Genomic DNA, 16951 nt, shown 5'->3' with positions numbered 1-16951 from the left:
GGTGGGTTCACCTGGTGTCCGCCCGGTCGGGCGCGAGGTAGGTGGCGGCCACCGCGGTGAGCAGCAGGACACCGCCGACGATCACCGGCAGGGGGAGCGGTTCGTGCAGCAGTGCCACCGCCAGGGCCGCGGCGGTGAGCGGTTCGAGCAGGGTGAGCACCGCCGCGACGCTGCCCGGTGTGGTGCGCAGCCCCGCGTAGAACAACGCGTACGCGACAGCCGTGGTGATCACGCCGAGGTGCAGCAGCAGCGCCACGGTGTCGGGGCGTACCGGCACGGTGACCCCGGCGACCACTGCGAACGGCGCCAGGGTCAGCGCGCCGACCACTGTGGAGATGGTGGTGAGCGTCATCGGCGCGGTGCGCTGCGACACCTGGCGGCTGATCAGGGTGGTGACCGCGTACCCGAGGCCGGAGCCGGCCGCCGCGAGCAGGCCGATCAGTGGGGCCGGCGCGGCAGTGCCGGCGTTCCCGGTGGCGGTGGTGATCAGAACGAGGCCGGCCACGGCCGCGACCAGAGTGCCGAGTCGCAGCGGGCCGGGGAGCCGGCGGGCGCGGGTCGACTCCCAGGCCGCGGCGAGGACCGGGGCCAGGCCCAGGCTGACGATGGTGGCCACGCTGACGCCGGCCCAGGCCACTGCGGCGAAGTAGAGCGCCTGGTAGAGGCCGAGGCCGACGCCGGTGAGCAGCAGCGGTACGGGTGCGGCGCGCAGGGTGGCCACGATCGTGCGGAGCCTGCCGGCGGTGCACGCCAGCAGTACGAGCGCGGCGATGGCGAGGCGGTGGAAGCCGATGCTCACCGGGCTCAGCCCGGTGCTGTCGCGCAGGAGTTGCACCGCCACGCCTGTGGTGCCCCACAGCACTCCGGTGACGGTGATCTGGATCAGGCCGCCGCGGGCGGCGTGGCGGGCGGCCGAGGCGGCCGGCAGCACGGTGCGGGTCGTGGACACGGGGGCGCTCCGAAGGGTGAGCCGTTGACGGGGACGACGTCGACGGAGCGCGTACGACAGGGTGGCCGAGCGGGGTCAGGTCACCCGGTCGGCGAGTGGCGCGGCGCTCCGCTCAGGAGCGCGGCGGGGGCAGGACGCCCAGGAACGGCCGCATGGCGACGACCGTACCCCAGACTGCCGGGTCCGGTCGGCCCACGGCCGGGCGGGCGCGGTCCGCCGGGCGGGCGCGCTCAGGCCGGGCGGGCGCCGACGGCGTCGCGGATCTCGGCACCCACCTCGCCCTCGACGGCGCGGGCGCAGTGTGCGCAGCAGAAGAAACGGCCGTTGACCTCGACGCCGTGTCCGACGATCTTGACCTGGCAGTGCTCGCAGATCGGTGCCATGCGGTGGATCGCGCACTCGAACGAGTCGAAGGTGTGCACATCACCGCTGACGGTGTGCACCTCGAACGCCATCCAGTAGTCGTTGCCGCAGACCTCGCAGGTTGCCACCGAGAACCTCCGTTATATGGACAAGTGCCTACAGAATCCCCCAAGGGGCTGCGGCGTGGGGCGGAACGGCGGTGCCCGACCCGGCGTACGGCGTGTCGGCTCGGCGTGTCGCCCGCTGTGTGGACGCGAGTCGGCCGACCGGGTCAACGACCGGGGCGGCCTGCTCCGGCTCTGCGGGGATGAAAACTGCCACCATCGATGGATTTATCGATGGGAGTCTTTACTGTTAACAAAGTTTAACTTACTTTGAGGGGCACCTCACCGCACCTGGACAAGGAGCTGCCCCCATGCGTCGAAGAATGACCGTCCCGCTGGTGGCGGCGGGCGCCGTCGCCGCCACCCTCACCGTCGCCGCCCCCGCGCAGGCGCACGGCTACGTCTCCGCCCCACCGAGCCGGCAGGCGCTCTGCGCGCAGGGCCGGGTGCCCGACTGCGGGCAGATCAAGTACGAGCCGCAGAGCGTCGAAGGGCCCAAGGGTCTGCGTAGCTGCAATGCCGGAATCGCCCAGTTCGCCGTCCTCAACGACGACAGCCGAGGCTGGCCGGCCACGTCGGTGGGCAGCTCGCTGACCTTCACCTGGGTCAACACCGCCCGGCACTCCACCAGCAACTGGGAGTACTGGATCGGCAACACCCGGGTCGGCGTGGTCAACGGCAACGGCCAGCAGCCGGGCGCCACCGTGTCGCACAACGTCAACCTCGGCGGCTTCTCCGGCCGGCAGAGGATCCTCGCGGTGTGGAACATCTCCGACACGGCGAACGCCTTCTACTCCTGCATCGACGTGCAGATCGGCGGCGGAGGGTCGAACCCGACCCCCACTCCCACCCCCACGCCGACCCCGACAGCCACCCCGCGGCCCACCCCCACCCCGACGCCCACCACTCCGCCCACGCAGGGCGGCACGTGGGCGGCGGGCCGGGCGTACCAGGTCGGTGACCAGGTCACCTACGGCGGAGCCACGTACCGCTGCCGGCAGCCGCACACCGCGATCCCGGGCTGGGAACCGCCGAACGTACCGGCGCTCTGGCTTCAGGTCTGACCGCACGGGTGCGGTCACTGGCCGCACCCGTGTCGCCGCCCCCCGCGTGAACGGAGCAACCGGCATGCCCCGCCGTACCCCGCTGGCGTTCCTCGTTGCCACAGTGCTGCTCACCGGAGCCTGCGCCGGATCGCCCACGTCGAGCCCGCCGGCCCTGCCGTCGCCGGTTCCCGCGTCCCCGGCCGGCTCGGCGGCGGCCGGGGGCGCGGGCGTCGGGTCCGGGGGCGTCGGTTCCTCGGTCGGGGCGGACACCATGAGCGGGATCGACGTGGTGTTCCTGAGCATCATGGTCGGGCACAGCGAACGCACCCTGCAGATCGTCCGGCTGGCCCGGGACCGGGTGCGCGACGAGACGCTGCGCACCCTGAGCGCCGCCATCGAGGCGACCGAGGCCGACGAGTTGACCGCCATGCGTGGCTGGTTGCCCACCGCCGGGCCCGCCGCCAGCGCGGCCGCCCACCACCACGACGGGCACGGCGACGACGCCGCGCTCGACCGGCTGCGGACCGCGCCGGACGCGGACGTCGACCGCGTGCTGCGCGAGGTGCTCGCCGACCACCAGCGGTCGGCCGCCGACCTGGCCCGAGCCCAGGTCGGCGTCGGCCGCAACGACCAGGTCCGCGACCTGGCCCGGCGCATCGAGCAGTCCCGGACCGCCGAGGTCCAACTACTCAGTGGTACGCCCTGAGCGCGGTCCCGCCCTGGATGTTCGGGTCAGCGGGGTTCCAACGTGATGGAGACCGAGTTGACGCAGTGCCGGGTGTCCTTCGGGGTGAAGCCCTCACCGTGGAAGACGTGCCCGAGGTGGCTGTCGCAGCGGGCGCAGCGGATCTCCGTTCGGGCCATGCCGAGGGCGCGGTCCTCGATCTCCTTGACCCGACCGGGGATGGCGTCGTCGAAGCTCGGCCAGCCGCAGTGCGAGTCGAACTTGGTGTCGCTGGAGAACAGCTCCAGCCCGCAGGCGCGACAGTGGTAGACCCCCTGGGTCTTCGTGTCCACGTACTCGCCAGTCCACGGGCGTTCGGTGCCGGCCTCCCGCAGGACGTGGAACTCCTCGGGGGTCAGCCGGACCCGCCACTCTTCGTCGGTTCGGGGCAGTTCGTTGTCGTCAAGACTCACCCCTCAACGGTACGTCGAACGTCGGGGGCTTGGCATAAGGTCGCGGGATGGGTGGCACCAAGGCTGCGGCCGCCGAGGTCGAGGTGGCCGGGCGCATCGTCCGGCTGAGCAGTCCGGATCGAGTGATCTTCCCGCAGCGGGGGTTCACCAAGTCGGACGTCTTTCACTACTACCTGGCGGTCGGCGACGGCATCATGCGCGCCCTGCGGGACCGGCCGACCACCCTGCAACGCTTCCCCGACGGCGTCGAGGGTGAGGCGTTCTTCCAGAAGCGGGTGCCCACCCGTGGGGTGCCGCCGTGGCTGACGACCGCGCAGATCACCTTCCCGAGCGGGCGGAACGCGGCGGAGCTCTGTCCGGCCGATCTGGCGCACGTGGCCTGGGCGGCGCAGATGGGCACCATCGTCTTCCACCCCTGGCCCGTGCGGGCCGCCGACGCCGACCGCCCCGACGAGCTGCGCATCGACCTGGACCCGCAGCCCGGCACCGACTTCGCCGACGCGGCCCGGGCCGCCGGTGAGGTCCGTGCGCTCCTCGACGAGCTGGGCGCGACCGGCTGGCCGAAGACCTCCGGCGGTCGGGGCGTGCACGTCTACCTGCGCATCCAACCCCGCTGGACGTTCACCGAGGTGCGCCGGGCCACCATCGCGCTGGCCCGGGAGGTGGAGCGCCGCCACCCCGACCTGGTCACCACCGCCTGGTGGAAGGAGGAGCGCGGCACCCGGGTCTTCGTCGACTTCAACCAGATGGCTCGGGACCGGACGATCGCCTGCGCGTACTCGCTGCGGGCCAACGCGCGGGCCACCGTCTCGACCCCGGTGACCTGGGACGAGCTGCCCGACGTCGACCCGGACGACTTCGACCTGCGGACGGTGCCGGCCCGGCTCGCCGAGCGCGATGACCCGCACGCCGGCATCGACGACGCACCGTGGGACATCACCCCGCTGCTCGAGTGGGCCGAGCGGGACGCCGCCGCCGGCCAGGGCGACCTGCCGTACCCCCCGGACCACCCGAAGATGCCCGGCGAACCCAAGCGCGTGCAGCCCAGCCGCGCCAAGCGCACCCCCGACGAGAGCTAGCGGCAAGCTGCTGTCATAGCCGCGGCGGGGCCGTCCACGCCAGGAACCTGCCGAACAGTTCCGCCGGGTCGGGTGCCGGCTCGGGGTTCAGCGTGAACAGGTCGGCCGTCGCGTCGAACAGTTGACTCGCCATGTAGATCGACAACGCCACGCGGTCGGGGCCGTACTCCGCCCGGAGCAACATCCGGGCCAGGGCGCACGGCCAGGGCACCGCGCACACCCGGCAGAGCCAGAGCGGCCGACGCGGCAGGTGCTGGTGCACCGGGTGCAGGCCGCTCAGCGGCTCGCGGTCAGGGGCATCTTCATTCGACTTGGCCATGCCCTTTACGGTGACCGGTAAGTTGCCCCGGGTCAAGGAGCCGGGTCATCTGTTTAACGTCCGCCCTATGGATCTGGTGGGCTCTGCGGAGATTCGCGCGATGCTCGGTGGCATCAGCAAGCAGCGCGTTTACGTGATCACCAGCCATCGGAACTTCCCGGAACCCGTGGCCGACCTGGTCCAAGGCAAGGTCTGGCGGAGGTCGGACGTGGTGGCCTGGATTCGGGAGCACCGGCCGGAGTTGGCCGAGGGCTGACCGGGCCCGGAACGGCCGATCTGGGGCGCGTCGCGGGGCCGATTTCTGTCGTACACCTGTTCTAGGGTTTGCTCGTGATCGATGAGTTGGCGCGGGCGGAGGGTGCGGTGGCGGCCTGCGCCGACGCCCCGGCCTGGGCCCTCTCCGAGCACGATCTGATCGCGGTGCTCGATGCCACGCACCGGTTGCAGCAGCGGCTGGCGGCGGTGCAGTTGGCGGCGGTCCGCGAGCTGGACGGGCGGGGCACCGCGCTCGCGCAGGGCGCGTCCTCGACGACAGTGTGGCTGCGGCACCGCCTGCGACTGGACGTCTCGGCCGCGCGCCGGCTGGTCGGCCTCGCGGCAGCGGTCGACGTCGCCCCGCCCGGGGTGCGCGAGGCGTTGGCGAGCGCGGCGGTGAGCGTGGAGCAGGCCCGGGTCATCGCCGACGCGGCCGCCACGGTGTCGGCGTCGGCGGGCGCGGAGGTGGCCGACAAGGCCGTCGGCGTGCTCGTCGAGTGGGCCGGGCAGTTCGATCCCACCCTGCTGCGTCGGTTGGGCACCCGGATCCTCGACCACGTGGCCCCCGACCTCGCCGACGCCGCCGCAGCCGCGGCCCTGTCCGCCGACGCCGTCCGGGCGGCCCGCGACCGGCACGTCACCATCTCCGAACGGGCCGGTGGTCAGCTTCGGCTCAGCGGCACCCTCGACGCCGAGGCCGCAGCACTGTTGCGTGCCGTCATCGACCCGCTCAGCGCCCCCGCCGGGCCAGATGACACCCGCTGCGCCGGGCAGCGCCGCCACGACGCCCTCGCCGACGTGTGCCGGCTCGCTCTGCGCACCGGCGACCTACCCGAACAGGGCGGTGAGCCAGCGCAGGTCGTCGTCACCACCGCTTACGACGGTCTGACCCGCCAGTTGGGCGCTGGCGTGCTCGACACCGGCCTGCACCTCGCTCCCCACACGGTACGGCGGATCGCGTGCGACGCCGCCGTGCTGCCGGCCGTCCTCGGCGGCGCGGGGCAGGTCCTCGACGTCGGCAGACAACGCCGCCTGGTCACCGGCCCGCTACGGCGGGCCCTCGTGCTGCGCGACGGCGGCTGCGCCTTCCCCGGCTGCGACCGCCCACCGCGCTGGTGCGCCGCCCACCACATCCGGCACTGGGCCGACGGTGGCCCGACCAACCTCGACAACGCCGTCCTCCTCTGCGGCCACCACCACCGACACGTCCACCACACCGAGTGGGTCGTCCGGTTGGGCGACGGCGGGCATCCGGAGTTCATCCCGCCGGCCTGGCTCGACCCCGATCAACTCCCGCGCCGCAACCACTACCACCGGAGGGCGTAGGCCGACCGGGACGTCGCATCGTCACCCTTCGGCCACCTGGCGGGCCCCTCGGTGCCCGTCGAACTGGTGTCCGTCGAGCCGGGCCCGCCCCGGCGTCACAGGCCGCTCTGGTCACTCAACTCGTGGCACACGACCCCCGACAAGCTGTGCCACCTCGGCCCGGTCAGCGACCTCGGCGCGCGGATCCGCGCCGGTCGGGCCACGTGCCGGCGGACTGCGTCGGGCGCTGGTTGAGGTGCTTCGGCTACCGCGGAGCCACCCACCGCGGCAACGGCGACGGCGGTTGACCGGGGCCTCCGGTCAACCGCCGTGGGGACGCCGTCGGGTCAGAGGCCGTAGACGGTCAGTTTCGTGCCGTCGGTGACGTAGGCCCGGCCGTAGGTGACGACGAGTTGGTCGGTAGTGCCGGTGAAGGCCGGTGCGTTCAGTGGTGCGCCGTCGACCGGGTTGAGGGCGTACACCCGGTTGCTCTTCGCGGTGACGTACAGGACGCCACCGGCGATGATCGCCCGCTGGTGCTCGCTTCCCGGAATGCTCCTGCTCCAGATGATGGCGCCGGTGCTGCGGTTCAACGCGTAGATCGTGCCTCCGGAGGAGGTGACGTAGAGGCGGGTCGGAGTGACCACCACGAACTTCGGGCTCAGGTTCGAGGCGAGCCAGGTCAGGGTGCCGGTCGTCGCGTCGAGCACCTGGAGGCTGTGCCCCCATCCGACGTAGAGCCTGGTGCCCGTCTCGTCCGCCGCGAGCGGCCGGTAGTCGCGGCCCGCTGTGGAGTTGATGGGGTTGCCGGTGGTGATGTCGACGACGTCGCTGGTCAAGGGACGGCCATACCCGGCGTATCCGGAAAGGAGGACCCGACCATTCGCCGAGACCGGCTGATCCATTGTCACGTCCTGCTTCCACAGCAGCTGCCCGTCGGCGACGCGGTAGGCGCGTGTGTCGTAGGAATAGCGGCTTTCGCCGGAGGCCACGATGACACCCCTCTCGACGAGGATCTGCCAGGGCGGGCCGTCGTCGTAGAAGTCCCGGACCAGCGTGCCGGTCGGGGCGTCGAGCACGAAGATCCGCCCCGAACCGCCGCCACCCTGGTCGCTGCCGATCGCCGCCAGGACAAGCTGGCCGTTCGTGTGGACGAGCTCCGTGGGCGTCAGGGACTTCTCGGGGTCCAGCTCGAAGCGCCACTTCTGTGCGCCGGTCACTTCGTCGGTGGCGGTGACGCCACTGTCGTCGAGTGTGTAGACCAGTCCGTCGGCGACGACAGGTGCCCGCTGGCCGGTCCGGGTCGGGCTGCTGGTGTGCTTGAGCTTCAGGTTCGCGACGGTCGCGGCCGTCACTGCGGTCTCGTTGGGATTGAACGCGCTGTTGCTGACCAGGTAGCCGGACATGGACCACCAGCCGGTGCCGGCCGCTGCGGCGGGCGTCGCCGGGACCGCCACCGTTGCCGCGAGCACCGCCGTAGCGGTCAGCATCTTCACTGCGTGCCTCACTCGTACCTCCCCCGTTGGCGCAGCGTCGAAGAACGCCGCGCGTGACTGCGTCACGGCGGTATGCGCCTCTCCTGCTCCGGGCCGCCGTGCCGGTGATCCTATGGCGACCACGGTGTCCACGGTGGCCCGTCCGACGGTCGGCGGGCAGGCATCCGGCGCGGCGTCGGCAGTTGACTCTGTCGATACCCTGCACAGGTTGATCGGGGAAAGGTCGCGGTGGTGAAGGACGTCACGTCGATACGAGTGGTTGCCTATTTCCCGTGTCAGCTCTCGGCTGAGACCGGCCCCCGATGTGTCGTGCCACCACAGTGGAGAGTCACCGACGGGCTCACCGATCTTGCGTTGCAGCCGTACGGGCAACGGCTGCTCGACGAACTGCTGGGCAGCATGCCACGGCCGACCATGGAGATCAGCGGTGGCCCGGAGATCCTGCGGGCCGCCGGGGACGAGGTCGAGGCGGCGCTGTTGCCGACCACTGATGCCGGGGCCTGGCAGGTCGTCTCCGCCCGGGTCAGCGTGTGGAACGTCGACTGCGGTCTGCTGTGCATCACCTACCAGCTCCCGGACGGCATCGTCGCCAGCGGTGACGTGGTCGCCGAGGTCGCCCCGGCGGTCCAGCTGATGGTGCCCGCGGTGACCCGGATTCTCCGCGCCACCCTGCCGGCGCCGGACGGTGCGGACGAGGTGTTCGTGCTCTGGGCCAACGCCACCTTCGCCGTCCGCGTCGAGAGGGACTGCGATGCGGCGCGGCGGCGCGCCATCGCCGAGGAGTTGACCCCGGACGGGGTGGACTGCACGCCCGACGGAGCCAGGGACGGCGTGTTGCGGGTCGGCTCGCACACCACTGCGGTGGTCAGTGACTTCGAAGCCCGCCCGGCCCAGCTGTTGTCGCGACTGACCGGGGTGCACCACGTCTGCTGGGCCGCGGCCCTGCGATACGACGCGGTGCTGTCGGCGGAGCTGTCCCGGATCGACCCGGGGCGCGCCAACATCTCGATGAGCGCCCTCGAGGAGCAGGCCGAACGCATCCTCACCGGTTACCACCGCATCCGCCTGTTCCGGCTCGGGTACTCCTCGGTGGAGGCGCACCTCGACGCGGCCGGAGGCACGGTCTGGAACGCGTTGGAGCAGCAGTGGAAGTTCCAGCTCGTCCTCACGACGCTGGACGAGCGGCTCGACTTCGTCCGGACGTTGCACCAGCAGTTGGTCGGTCGCCTTCAGGACCGCCGTTCCCGCCTGCTCAACGAGTTGGTGCTGGCCTTCACCTTCCTCAACATCTTCGCCATCGTGCTCGCCGCGCTGACCTTCGTGGCGCTGCCGAGCCTTGACGTGGGGTTGCTGGCCTCGGTGATCGGGCTGGTGATGCTGTTCGCGAACCTGAGCGCGTACCTCGTCTTCCGGCGTCAGATCAACGATCCGAGCCGGAGATCGAACGTCTGACCCAGCGGTTAGCCTGCCGTCATGGCGAGCGCAGAGCTGGATGAGTTGATCGTCGCGGACGCCGAGGCCCTCCGCGCATGGCTGGCGGCCAACCACGCCACGTCGCCCGGCGTCTGGCTCGCCCTGTCCAGGAAGGGCGGCACGGTCACGACACTGACCTGGCAGCAGACGGTCGACGAGGGTCTGTGCTTCGGCTGGATCGACGGGCAGGCCAGGAAACGCGACGAGGAGTCCTCCTGGATCCGGTTCACCCCGCGCCGGGCGCGTAGTTCCTGGTCCCAACGCAACGTGGCGAACGTGGCCCGGCTGGAGGAGCAGGGGCGGATGCAACCGTCCGGCCGCGCGGCGGTGGACGCCGCGAAGGCGGACGGGCGGTGGGCGGCGGCGTACGCCCCGCCGTCCGAGGCCGAGGTGCCAGCCGACCTGCTCGCTGCCATCGCCGCCGAGCCCGCCGCCCAGGCGATGCTCGATGTCCTCACCAAGGCCAACCGGTTCGCTCTCATTTATCGGCTCAACGCCGTCAAGCGCATCGAGACCCGCGAACGCAAGATCGTTGAGTTCGTCGCGATGCTGGCCCGGCACGAGACCTTCTACCCCCAGAAGGCCAGACCGGCCGCCGGGCCGACGACGCCGTCGGTCGGCGCAGGCCTTGAGAAAACCGATTGACTTTCGATAGGTAACGAGCGAAACTCGATGCATGGTTACTGAGCATCGAGCGGTTGCCGCTCTCCGAGTCTTCCTCGTGGTGCTGTTCGGGGTCCTGGTGGTGTTCCAGACCCTCTCGCTGCCCGGGCAGTTCGCGTACATGGCCGAGCAGTCGCCGCAGGACGCCCACCTCAGGTGGCCGGCGACCGCCGTGACGGTCTTCTGGGTGCTCTGCGTCCAGGTGGTCATCGTCGCGACGTGGCAGCTACTCAGCCTGGTCAAGAACGACCGCATCTTCACCGAGGCGTCCCTCAAGTGGGTGGACGCCATCGTCTGGGCCATCGCCGCCGCCTGGGTGGTGCTGGTGGCGGTCTTCCTCTGGGTCGGGTTCAACGCGGACGACCCCGGGGTGCCGCTGCTGCTGTTCCTGCTGACGGTGGGCGTCACAGTGCTGGGGCTCCTCATGGTGGTCATGCGGGCGCTGTTGCGGCAGGCCACCACCCTGCGGACCGACATGGAAGCGGTGATCTGATGCCCATCGTCGTCCGCATCGACGTGGAGTTGGCCAAGCGCAAGATGAGCGTCGGTGAGTTCGCCGAGCGCGTCGGGCTCACCCCCGCCAACGTGGCGGTGCTGAAGAACGGCCGGGCCAAGGCGGTCCGGTTCAGCACCCTCGAAGCGATGTGCCGCGTCCTCGACTGCCAGCCCGGAGACCTGCTGGAGTGGGTCGAGGAGGAAACCCCATGAGGTACGCAGTGACCGTCGCCGCCGTCCTCGTGGCCGCCCAGGCCTGCTGACCGGCCTGAGCCGGCCTCTCCGTAATAACGATCATGTAACGGGCGCGAACCTTTCCCGGTAGGTGGCCTGTCTTGATGGTCGTCGGCCCGCCAGGGCCAGGGGAGGCGTCGGATGAAGCTGGTGTGGAGGCGGGCCCGCGAGGCGCGAGGGTTGCTGGTCGCGGCGGTGATCGCTGCCCTCGTTGCCGTCGCGTTGGTCACCGGGCTGTCCGACTACAACCGTCGGGCGGTGGACGCCGGGCAGCGAGCTCTGGTCGCCGCCTCGCCCGCCGAGGAGCGCGGCCTTCTGGTCAGTGGCTCTGGTGGCCGAGACGCGAAGGAGTTCGCCAGCCGGGACACGGCGGTCCGCACCGACTTCGCCACCGGGCTCGGCGGCGTCCCGGTCAGTGTCACCTCCGCCCGCTACGGGACCGGACGGGAGCTGACCGGCGACCTCGGGCAGATTCCGCGTACGGGCGACGAGCCGGTCTTCGCGAACCTGGCCACGCTCGCCGACCTCGCCAGCCACGCGGAGCTGACCAGCGGAGCCTGGCCCCGACCCGGAGCGAACCCCGTCCAGGTGAGCCTGCCCGAGCGGGTCGCCGGCGCCCTCGGCCTGACCGTCGGTGAACGCGTCCCGGTGCGTGACCGGGCCACCGAGCGACGGAGCGAGTTGGTGCTCGCCGGCACCTGGCGGCCCCGCGACCCGACCGACGCGTACTGGCTGCTGGCCCCCGGCGTGGGCGCCGGCAGTGCCGGCTCCGGCACCTCGTACGGGCCGTTCACGCTCGACCCGGCCGACTTCGCGGCCACCTTCCCCGGCTCGGTGTCGGCATCCTGGCTGGCCCAGCCCGACCTCGGCGGCGTCGACACCGCCGCACTGCCCGCCGTGCGGAAAGCCCTCACCGAGGCCGTCTCGGCAGTGCCCGAGGCCGCCCAGCTGGGCAGCTCCGGGCAGACCGTGACGAAGATGCCGCAGTTGCTGGACCGGATCGCCCGAGCCGACCTGGTGGGTCGCTCGTCGCTGGCCACCCCGCTGCTGCTCATCCTGGTGCTCGCCGGGTACGCGCTGGTGCTCGTCGCCGCGTTGCTGCACGAGGACCGCCGCCCACAGACCGCGCTGCTGCGTGCCCGTGGTGCCGCCCGTCGGCAGTTGGCCGGCCTGGCCGCCCGTGAGGCGACACTGGTGGTCGCCCCGGCCGCCGTGCTGGGTCCACTGATCGCCGGGGAGGCGCTTCGCTACATCCGACCCGGCGGCTCGGGTGACCTCTCCACCGCCGGCGGCAACACCACACTGGTCTGGGCGGCGGCAGCGGCCACCGCGGCCGGCTGCCTCGTCGCCATGGTCCTTCCGACGCTGCGCGGCGCCGGGACGTACGTCGCCGACATGGCCGCCCGGTCCCGACCGAACCGGGCCGCGAGCGTCCAGCGCGCGAGCGTCGACCTGGTGCTCGTGGCGCTCGCCGTGCTCGCCTGGGTGCAGCTCCGCCGGTACGCCTCCCCGCTGGCCGGGTCCGGCGGCCAGCTCGGGCTCGACCCGCTGCTGGTGGCCGCCCCGACGCTCGGCGTGCTGGCCGGTGCCGTGCTGGCGCTGCGGGTGCTCCCGCCGCTCACCCGGTTCGCGGAGCGGTTCGTCGACCGACGCCCCTGGACCGCCACCATGTTCGGCATGTGGCAGGCGGGGCGGCGGCCGCACGCCGGCCCGGTCCTGCTGCTCGCCCTCGCCGTCGGCGGCAGCACCCTGGCCTGGTCCCTGATCAGCACCGGGGAGCGGTCCCAGGTCGAACAGGCCGGCCACACGGTCGGCGCAGACCTCCGGGTCACCGAACGCGCTGGGGGCGCCCCACCGACCCGGGCCGGTGAACTCGCCGCGCTGCCCAGCGTGCACCGGGTGCTGCCGGCCTGGCGGGACGAGATCCGGGTCGGGCGGGAAAACCTTCCGGCGACAGTGATCGGTGTCGACCCGGCCAGCGCGCCGGGCGTCGTCCGGCTCGCCGACCGCCTCGGCGACGGGTCGGCGTCGGAGCAGTACCGGAGGATGGTCGGCGCGCGGGGAGAGCCTGCCGGCGTCGAGCTGCCCGCCGGGGCGCGTGCGATCACCGGCACGATCCGTACCCCGGTGAGCAACGCCGCCCGGTCGCTGAAGGTCGCTGTGACGCTGCTGGTCACCACCCCCGACGGGCTCGCCCTGCGGCTGCCGGCCGCCAACGCCGACGGCGACGGCCGGGCCGCCCCGTTCACCGCGCGACTGCCCGACCTCGGCGGAGCGCGGCTGCGGCTGGCCGGCTTCGAGGCCGACGGTGGGTTGGCCGCCGGCAACTTCTACGAGCTCCAGGTGGACGGGCTGACGGTGGTCACGGCCGACGGCACGAAACAACCGACCGAACTGAGCGGCGACTGGGCCATGACCGCCCTCGGGCAGGAGCCCGCACCGGTACGGACCACCGGCGCCGGGTTCGCCGCTGCCCGCGCGGTCGAGGTGATCCCCGGCGGGCAGTTCGCGTACCAGCCACCCACCCGGTTCGCTGTCGTGCCGGGCGGAGCCAACAAGGCCGTACCGGTGTTGATGACCCCAGGGGTCGTCAACGCCCTCAGCCTGCGCGTCGGCGACACAGTCGACCTGACCCTCTCCGGGGCGACACTGCCGGTGCACCTGGTCGGCGAGTTGGCCGCCGTGCCGACCACCACCGGGGAAGGCGTCCTGCTGGACCTTCCGGCCGCTGTCGACTCGATGATCCGCAGCAGCGGCGCAGTGCGACAGGTGCCGGAATGGTGGGTCGGGGCCGGTGACGCTAACGCCGCCGCCCACGGGGCCAGCGCGCTCCCCGGCGTCACGGTGCTCAACCGGGAGGCGGCCATCGAGGCGGCCGCCGACGACCCGTACTGGCGCGGCTCGCGTACCGGAATGCTCGCCGCCGCTCTCGGCGCGGTGCTGCTCGCCCTCGTCGGCCTGGTGGTGGACGTGTGGGCCACCGCCCGGCGTCGGCTCGGCGAGTTCGCGGTCCTGCACACCCTGGGTGCCACGCCCCGGCTGATGGCCCGGGCGTTGCTTGCCGAACAGACGTTCCTCGCCGGCATCGGCGTGGGCGTCGGGTTGCTACTCGGCACCGCGGTCGGCGCGACGATGGCCCCACTTGTCATCCTCACCCCGGCCGCCGGTCGGCCGACGCCCCCGGCGGCGTTCGTGCTGCCGTGGGTGCCGATCGGCCTGACCGCTGTCGGTCTGCTGCTGGCGGCGCTCGCCTTCAGCGCGTTCATCGCCACCGGCATCCGTCAGCGGGTGGCGGCGGTGCAGCTGCGAATCGGGGGAGAGCGATGAACGTCGGAGCGGCCGTCCGGCGGGTCCGGGCGTACGGGGGGCAGTTCCTGCTGCTGGCGGTGCTGACACTGGTGGTCACGCTGCTGATCAGTGGAGTGCCTCGGCTGGTCAACAGGCTCGCCGAACAGGGGCTGCGAACACAGCTCACCAGCGAGCCGGCTGCCCGCCGGGACATCTCGTACACCACCAGCCCGGCGGCGATGACGTCGCAGCGGACGGCGATGGGCAGCGCCGCCGAGCGGTTCGACACCCTCGCCGCGGAGATGCCGCCGCAGGTGCGCTCGGCCGTGACCGACCGGTGGTACAGCGTCGAGACCACGGCGGCCCGGGTGGTCGGGCCGGACCTGAAGGCCCGCAACCTGCTCGTCGACATGGGTCTGCGGGCCATGCCCGACATCCAGGGGGCGAGCACCCTCGTCGCCGGGGCGTGGCCGAGTGAGACGTACGTTCCCGACCGGCCGATAGAGGTGGCGCTCGACGTCGACGTGGCCCACAAGCTCAACCTGCGCGCCGGCAGCCAACTGCGCATCGGCACAGCCGATGACAAGGGCCGACTCGTCGACGGTGTCCCGCTGGCGGTGACCGGGCTGTTCCGCCCCGTCGACAGCGGCAACGGCATCTGGGACGGGCTCCCACAGTTGCTGCGGATCATCGAACCGCAGGGTGACGGCCAGCCGTTCGTCATCGTCGGCGTCGTCGCGCAGTCGCCGCTGAACAAGCGGGCCGCGGAGGGCTGGCCGATCCAGTCCACCTGGCGGTACCGACTGGGTGTCGACCGGATCGACGCACGCGAGCTGGACCAGATGATCGACGGCCTTCAGGTGATGCAGCGCAAACAGCCGGAAGGGATCACCCTGACCCAGGGCGTCGACGTGCCGTTGCGGGCGTTCGCCGCCCAGATCGACGCCGTCCGGACCCTGCTCGCGGTGATCGCGGCCGGCGTACTGGCCACGCTGGCGGGGCTCATCGTGCTCGCGGCCAGCCTCGCCATCAGACGGCGTCGCTCGGAGTTCGCGCTGCTACGGGCCCGTGGCGGCGGAGCCACCGCCGGCGCCCGGCGCAGCCTCGCCGAGTCGGTGCTGGTGGTGCCGGTCGCCGCCGCGCTGGGCTGGTGGTTGGGCACGCTGTTCCCCGGTGCCCCGGACCCGACCACGCCGTACGTCATCGTGGTGACGGTGCTCGTCACGCTGGCGCTGCCGGTGGCGACGCTGGCGGTGCCGGCCGGCGGGGCGGCACGTCGGGATCTGATCCGCGTACGCCCATCGGCCCGCCGACTCACCGTGGAGGTCTCCCTGCTGCTCCTGGCCGGGCTCGCCGCCGTACTGCTGCGTCGACGTGGCCTGACCCTCGGCGAGGTGGACCCACTGCTGGTGTCAGTGCCGGTGCTCCTCGCTGTCGCGGCGGCGGTGCTGGCGCTGCGGGCGTACCCCTGGCCGTTGTTGCTGGTCAGCCGGCTGGCCGCGCGGACCCGGGGCAGCGTGGCCTTCCTCGGCACGGCCCGCGCCGGCCGCGCGGCGGTCGCCGCCCCGCTCGTCGTGGTGGTGCTGGCGATCGGCACCGCGGCGTTCTGCGCGGTAGTGGCCGCCGGCGTCGACGCGAGTCGGGAACGGGCCGCCGCGCAGATCGTCCCCGCCGACGCGGTGATCCACGGGGAGCGCTTCGCACCCGACACCATCGACGAGCTGGGTCGCCTGCCGGGGGTCCGGGCCGTCACCCGGGTGCTGTTCGAGGACGACGAACGGTTCGCGTCCGACGAGGCCGGCACCGACGCCTTCATCGAGCAGACGGACGTGCTGCTCGTCGACGGTTCGGGGTTGGACACCATCGCCCGCGAATCCGGTGTGGACCTCCCGGTTCCGGCCGCGCTGCGCACCGCCGGGCCCGGCCCGGGTCCGCTGCCGGCGATCGTGTCACCGGCGATCGCCGCCGACCTGGCGAAGGCCGGGCTCGACGACTCCGCCTTCATCTCGGTGCAGGGCCAGCGGTACGAGTTCCGGGTGGCCGCCACCCAGGACGGGTTCCCGTTGCTGGCGGCGAACGCCCGCCGGTTCGTGATCCTGCCCTGGCAGGCACTGCCGACGCGGACCACCGCCCCGGTGCCGACCAGCCTGCTGATCGCCGGGGACTCCCTGGACGCCGAGGCGCTGCGCGTCGCCGGCGACCAGGGGCAGGAGCGCTACCAGCGGGACGGCACCGTCACCGGTCGGGAACGGCCGATCGGGGTCACCGTCGACACCCGCGCGGACGTCCGCCGCGATCTCGGCGAGGGCGGGGCGAACGGGGTGCTGGCGTTCGGTTTCGTGGCCGGGGCCGTCGGCGGCACGCTGCTCGGGCTGTTGGCCATCGCGTTCACAGTGCTGGCCGGCGCGCGCGCCCGGGGCCAGGTGCTGTCCCGACTGCGCACCCTCGGCCTGTCCCGCCGGCAGTGGCGGGGGCTGCTGCTTGTCGAGTTGACCCCGCTGGTCGCCGTGTCGGTGCTGACCGGTGCGCTTGTCGGCACGGTGCTGCCCCTGCTGCTCAACCCGGTGCTCGGCCTGTCCGCGTTCACCAGTGGTGTGCCGGTCCGGGTGGCCTTCGAGCCCAGCCTGGTCGCCGCGGTGCTCGCGCTCGGGGCGATCGCCCTCGGCTTCGCGGTCGCCGTCGAGGCCCTGAACAACCGCCGGTTGCGCCTCGGAGAGGTGCTTCGGCTCGGAGAGGAGAGCTGAG

Annotated in this window: 16 protein-coding genes; 11 read left to right on the top strand and 5 right to left on the bottom strand. The window is 72.4% G+C overall.

What is annotated here, in order from left to right:
* Positions 1-7 precede the first annotated feature (7 nt).
* Both ABZ406_RS20275 and ABZ406_RS20270 read right to left on the bottom strand, forming a co-directional pair.
* Positions 8-949, bottom strand: coding sequence for a DMT family transporter (locus ABZ406_RS20275; protein WP_357763726.1), 942 nt, complete (start codon positions 947-949; stop codon positions 8-10).
* 230 nt (positions 950-1179) lie between these two features.
* Positions 1180-1440 (bottom strand): Prokaryotic metallothionein, encoded by a 261-nt coding sequence (locus tag ABZ406_RS20270; protein WP_357763724.1) that lies wholly within the window; start codon positions 1438-1440, stop codon positions 1180-1182.
* Between the two features lie 287 nt (positions 1441-1727).
* On the opposite strand from ABZ406_RS20270, the gene ABZ406_RS20265 reads away from it, so the two are divergent.
* Entirely contained in the window at positions 1728-2480 is a 753-nt protein-coding gene (locus tag ABZ406_RS20265; protein ID WP_357763721.1) for a lytic polysaccharide monooxygenase, read from the top strand.
* Positions 2481-2544: 64 nt separating this feature from the next.
* Positions 2545-3168, top strand: a complete 624-nt coding sequence (locus ABZ406_RS20260; protein ID WP_357763718.1) for a DUF305 domain-containing protein — start codon at positions 2545-2547, stop codon at positions 3166-3168.
* A 26-nt stretch (positions 3169-3194) separates the two neighbouring features.
* On the opposite strand, the gene msrB is transcribed toward ABZ406_RS20260, so the two are convergent.
* Complete coding sequence (msrB, locus tag ABZ406_RS20255) at positions 3195-3599, bottom strand: peptide-methionine (R)-S-oxide reductase MsrB (RefSeq protein ID WP_357763715.1); 405 nt, start codon at positions 3597-3599, stop codon at positions 3195-3197.
* 47 nt (positions 3600-3646) lie between these two features.
* On the opposite strand from msrB, the gene ligD reads away from it, so the two are divergent.
* A complete protein-coding gene (gene ligD / locus ABZ406_RS20250) occupies positions 3647-4678 on the top strand; it encodes a non-homologous end-joining DNA ligase (RefSeq protein WP_357763712.1) in 1032 nt (343 codons plus the stop codon).
* Between the two features lie 13 nt (positions 4679-4691).
* Here the strand turns inward: ligD and ABZ406_RS20245 are convergent, their stop codons facing one another.
* Positions 4692-4997 (bottom strand): hypothetical protein, encoded by a 306-nt coding sequence (locus tag ABZ406_RS20245; protein WP_357763709.1) that lies wholly within the window; start codon positions 4995-4997, stop codon positions 4692-4694.
* Positions 4998-5064: 67 nt separating this feature from the next.
* Here ABZ406_RS20245 and ABZ406_RS20240 point away from each other — a divergent pair, with 67 nt between their 5' ends.
* Both ABZ406_RS20240 and ABZ406_RS20235 read left to right on the top strand, forming a co-directional pair.
* A complete protein-coding gene (locus ABZ406_RS20240; protein WP_357763707.1) occupies positions 5065-5253 on the top strand; it encodes a hypothetical protein in 189 nt (62 codons plus the stop codon).
* A 74-nt stretch (positions 5254-5327) separates the two neighbouring features.
* Positions 5328-6578 carry a DUF222 domain-containing protein gene (locus ABZ406_RS20235; protein ID WP_357763704.1) on the top strand — a complete coding sequence of 417 codons (1251 nt, stop codon included), beginning with the start codon at positions 5328-5330 and terminating at the stop codon, positions 6576-6578.
* A 326-nt stretch (positions 6579-6904) separates the two neighbouring features.
* Here the strand turns inward: ABZ406_RS20235 and ABZ406_RS20230 are convergent, their stop codons facing one another.
* Positions 6905-8065, bottom strand: coding sequence for a PQQ-binding-like beta-propeller repeat protein (locus ABZ406_RS20230; protein WP_357763701.1), 1161 nt, complete (start codon positions 8063-8065; stop codon positions 6905-6907).
* Positions 8066-8362: 297 nt separating this feature from the next.
* Here ABZ406_RS20230 and ABZ406_RS20225 point away from each other — a divergent pair, with 297 nt between their 5' ends.
* The 6 genes from ABZ406_RS20225 (at position 8363) to ABZ406_RS20200 (ending at position 16950) form a co-directional block, all read left to right on the top strand.
* Positions 8363-9505, top strand: a complete 1143-nt coding sequence (locus tag ABZ406_RS20225; RefSeq protein WP_357763698.1) for a hypothetical protein — start codon at positions 8363-8365, stop codon at positions 9503-9505.
* Between the two features lie 21 nt (positions 9506-9526).
* Complete coding sequence (locus ABZ406_RS20220) at positions 9527-10171, top strand: YdeI/OmpD-associated family protein (protein ID WP_357763695.1); 645 nt, start codon at positions 9527-9529, stop codon at positions 10169-10171.
* A 31-nt stretch (positions 10172-10202) separates the two neighbouring features.
* Entirely contained in the window at positions 10203-10682 is a 480-nt protein-coding gene (locus ABZ406_RS20215) for a DUF2975 domain-containing protein (protein ID WP_357763693.1), read from the top strand.
* Positions 10682-10897 (top strand): helix-turn-helix transcriptional regulator, encoded by a 216-nt coding sequence (locus tag ABZ406_RS20210; protein ID WP_030336216.1) that lies wholly within the window; start codon positions 10682-10684, stop codon positions 10895-10897. The genes ABZ406_RS20215 and ABZ406_RS20210 overlap by 1 nt, the downstream gene beginning before the upstream one ends.
* Before the next feature lie 162 nt (positions 10898-11059).
* Positions 11060-14245 (top strand): ABC transporter permease, encoded by a 3186-nt coding sequence (locus ABZ406_RS20205; RefSeq protein WP_357763690.1) that lies wholly within the window; start codon positions 11060-11062, stop codon positions 14243-14245.
* Positions 14242-16950 (top strand): FtsX-like permease family protein, encoded by a 2709-nt coding sequence (locus tag ABZ406_RS20200; RefSeq protein WP_357763688.1) that lies wholly within the window; start codon positions 14242-14244, stop codon positions 16948-16950. The genes ABZ406_RS20205 and ABZ406_RS20200 overlap by 4 nt, the downstream gene beginning before the upstream one ends.
* Position 16951 lies beyond the last annotated feature (1 nt).

Origin of the sequence: Micromonospora sp. NPDC005710 (assembly GCF_040630995.1) — a bacterium.
In the GTDB taxonomy this organism is placed as follows: domain Bacteria; phylum Actinomycetota; class Actinomycetes; order Mycobacteriales; family Micromonosporaceae; genus Micromonospora.
This window is presented reverse-complemented; position numbering and strand designations above follow the sequence as displayed.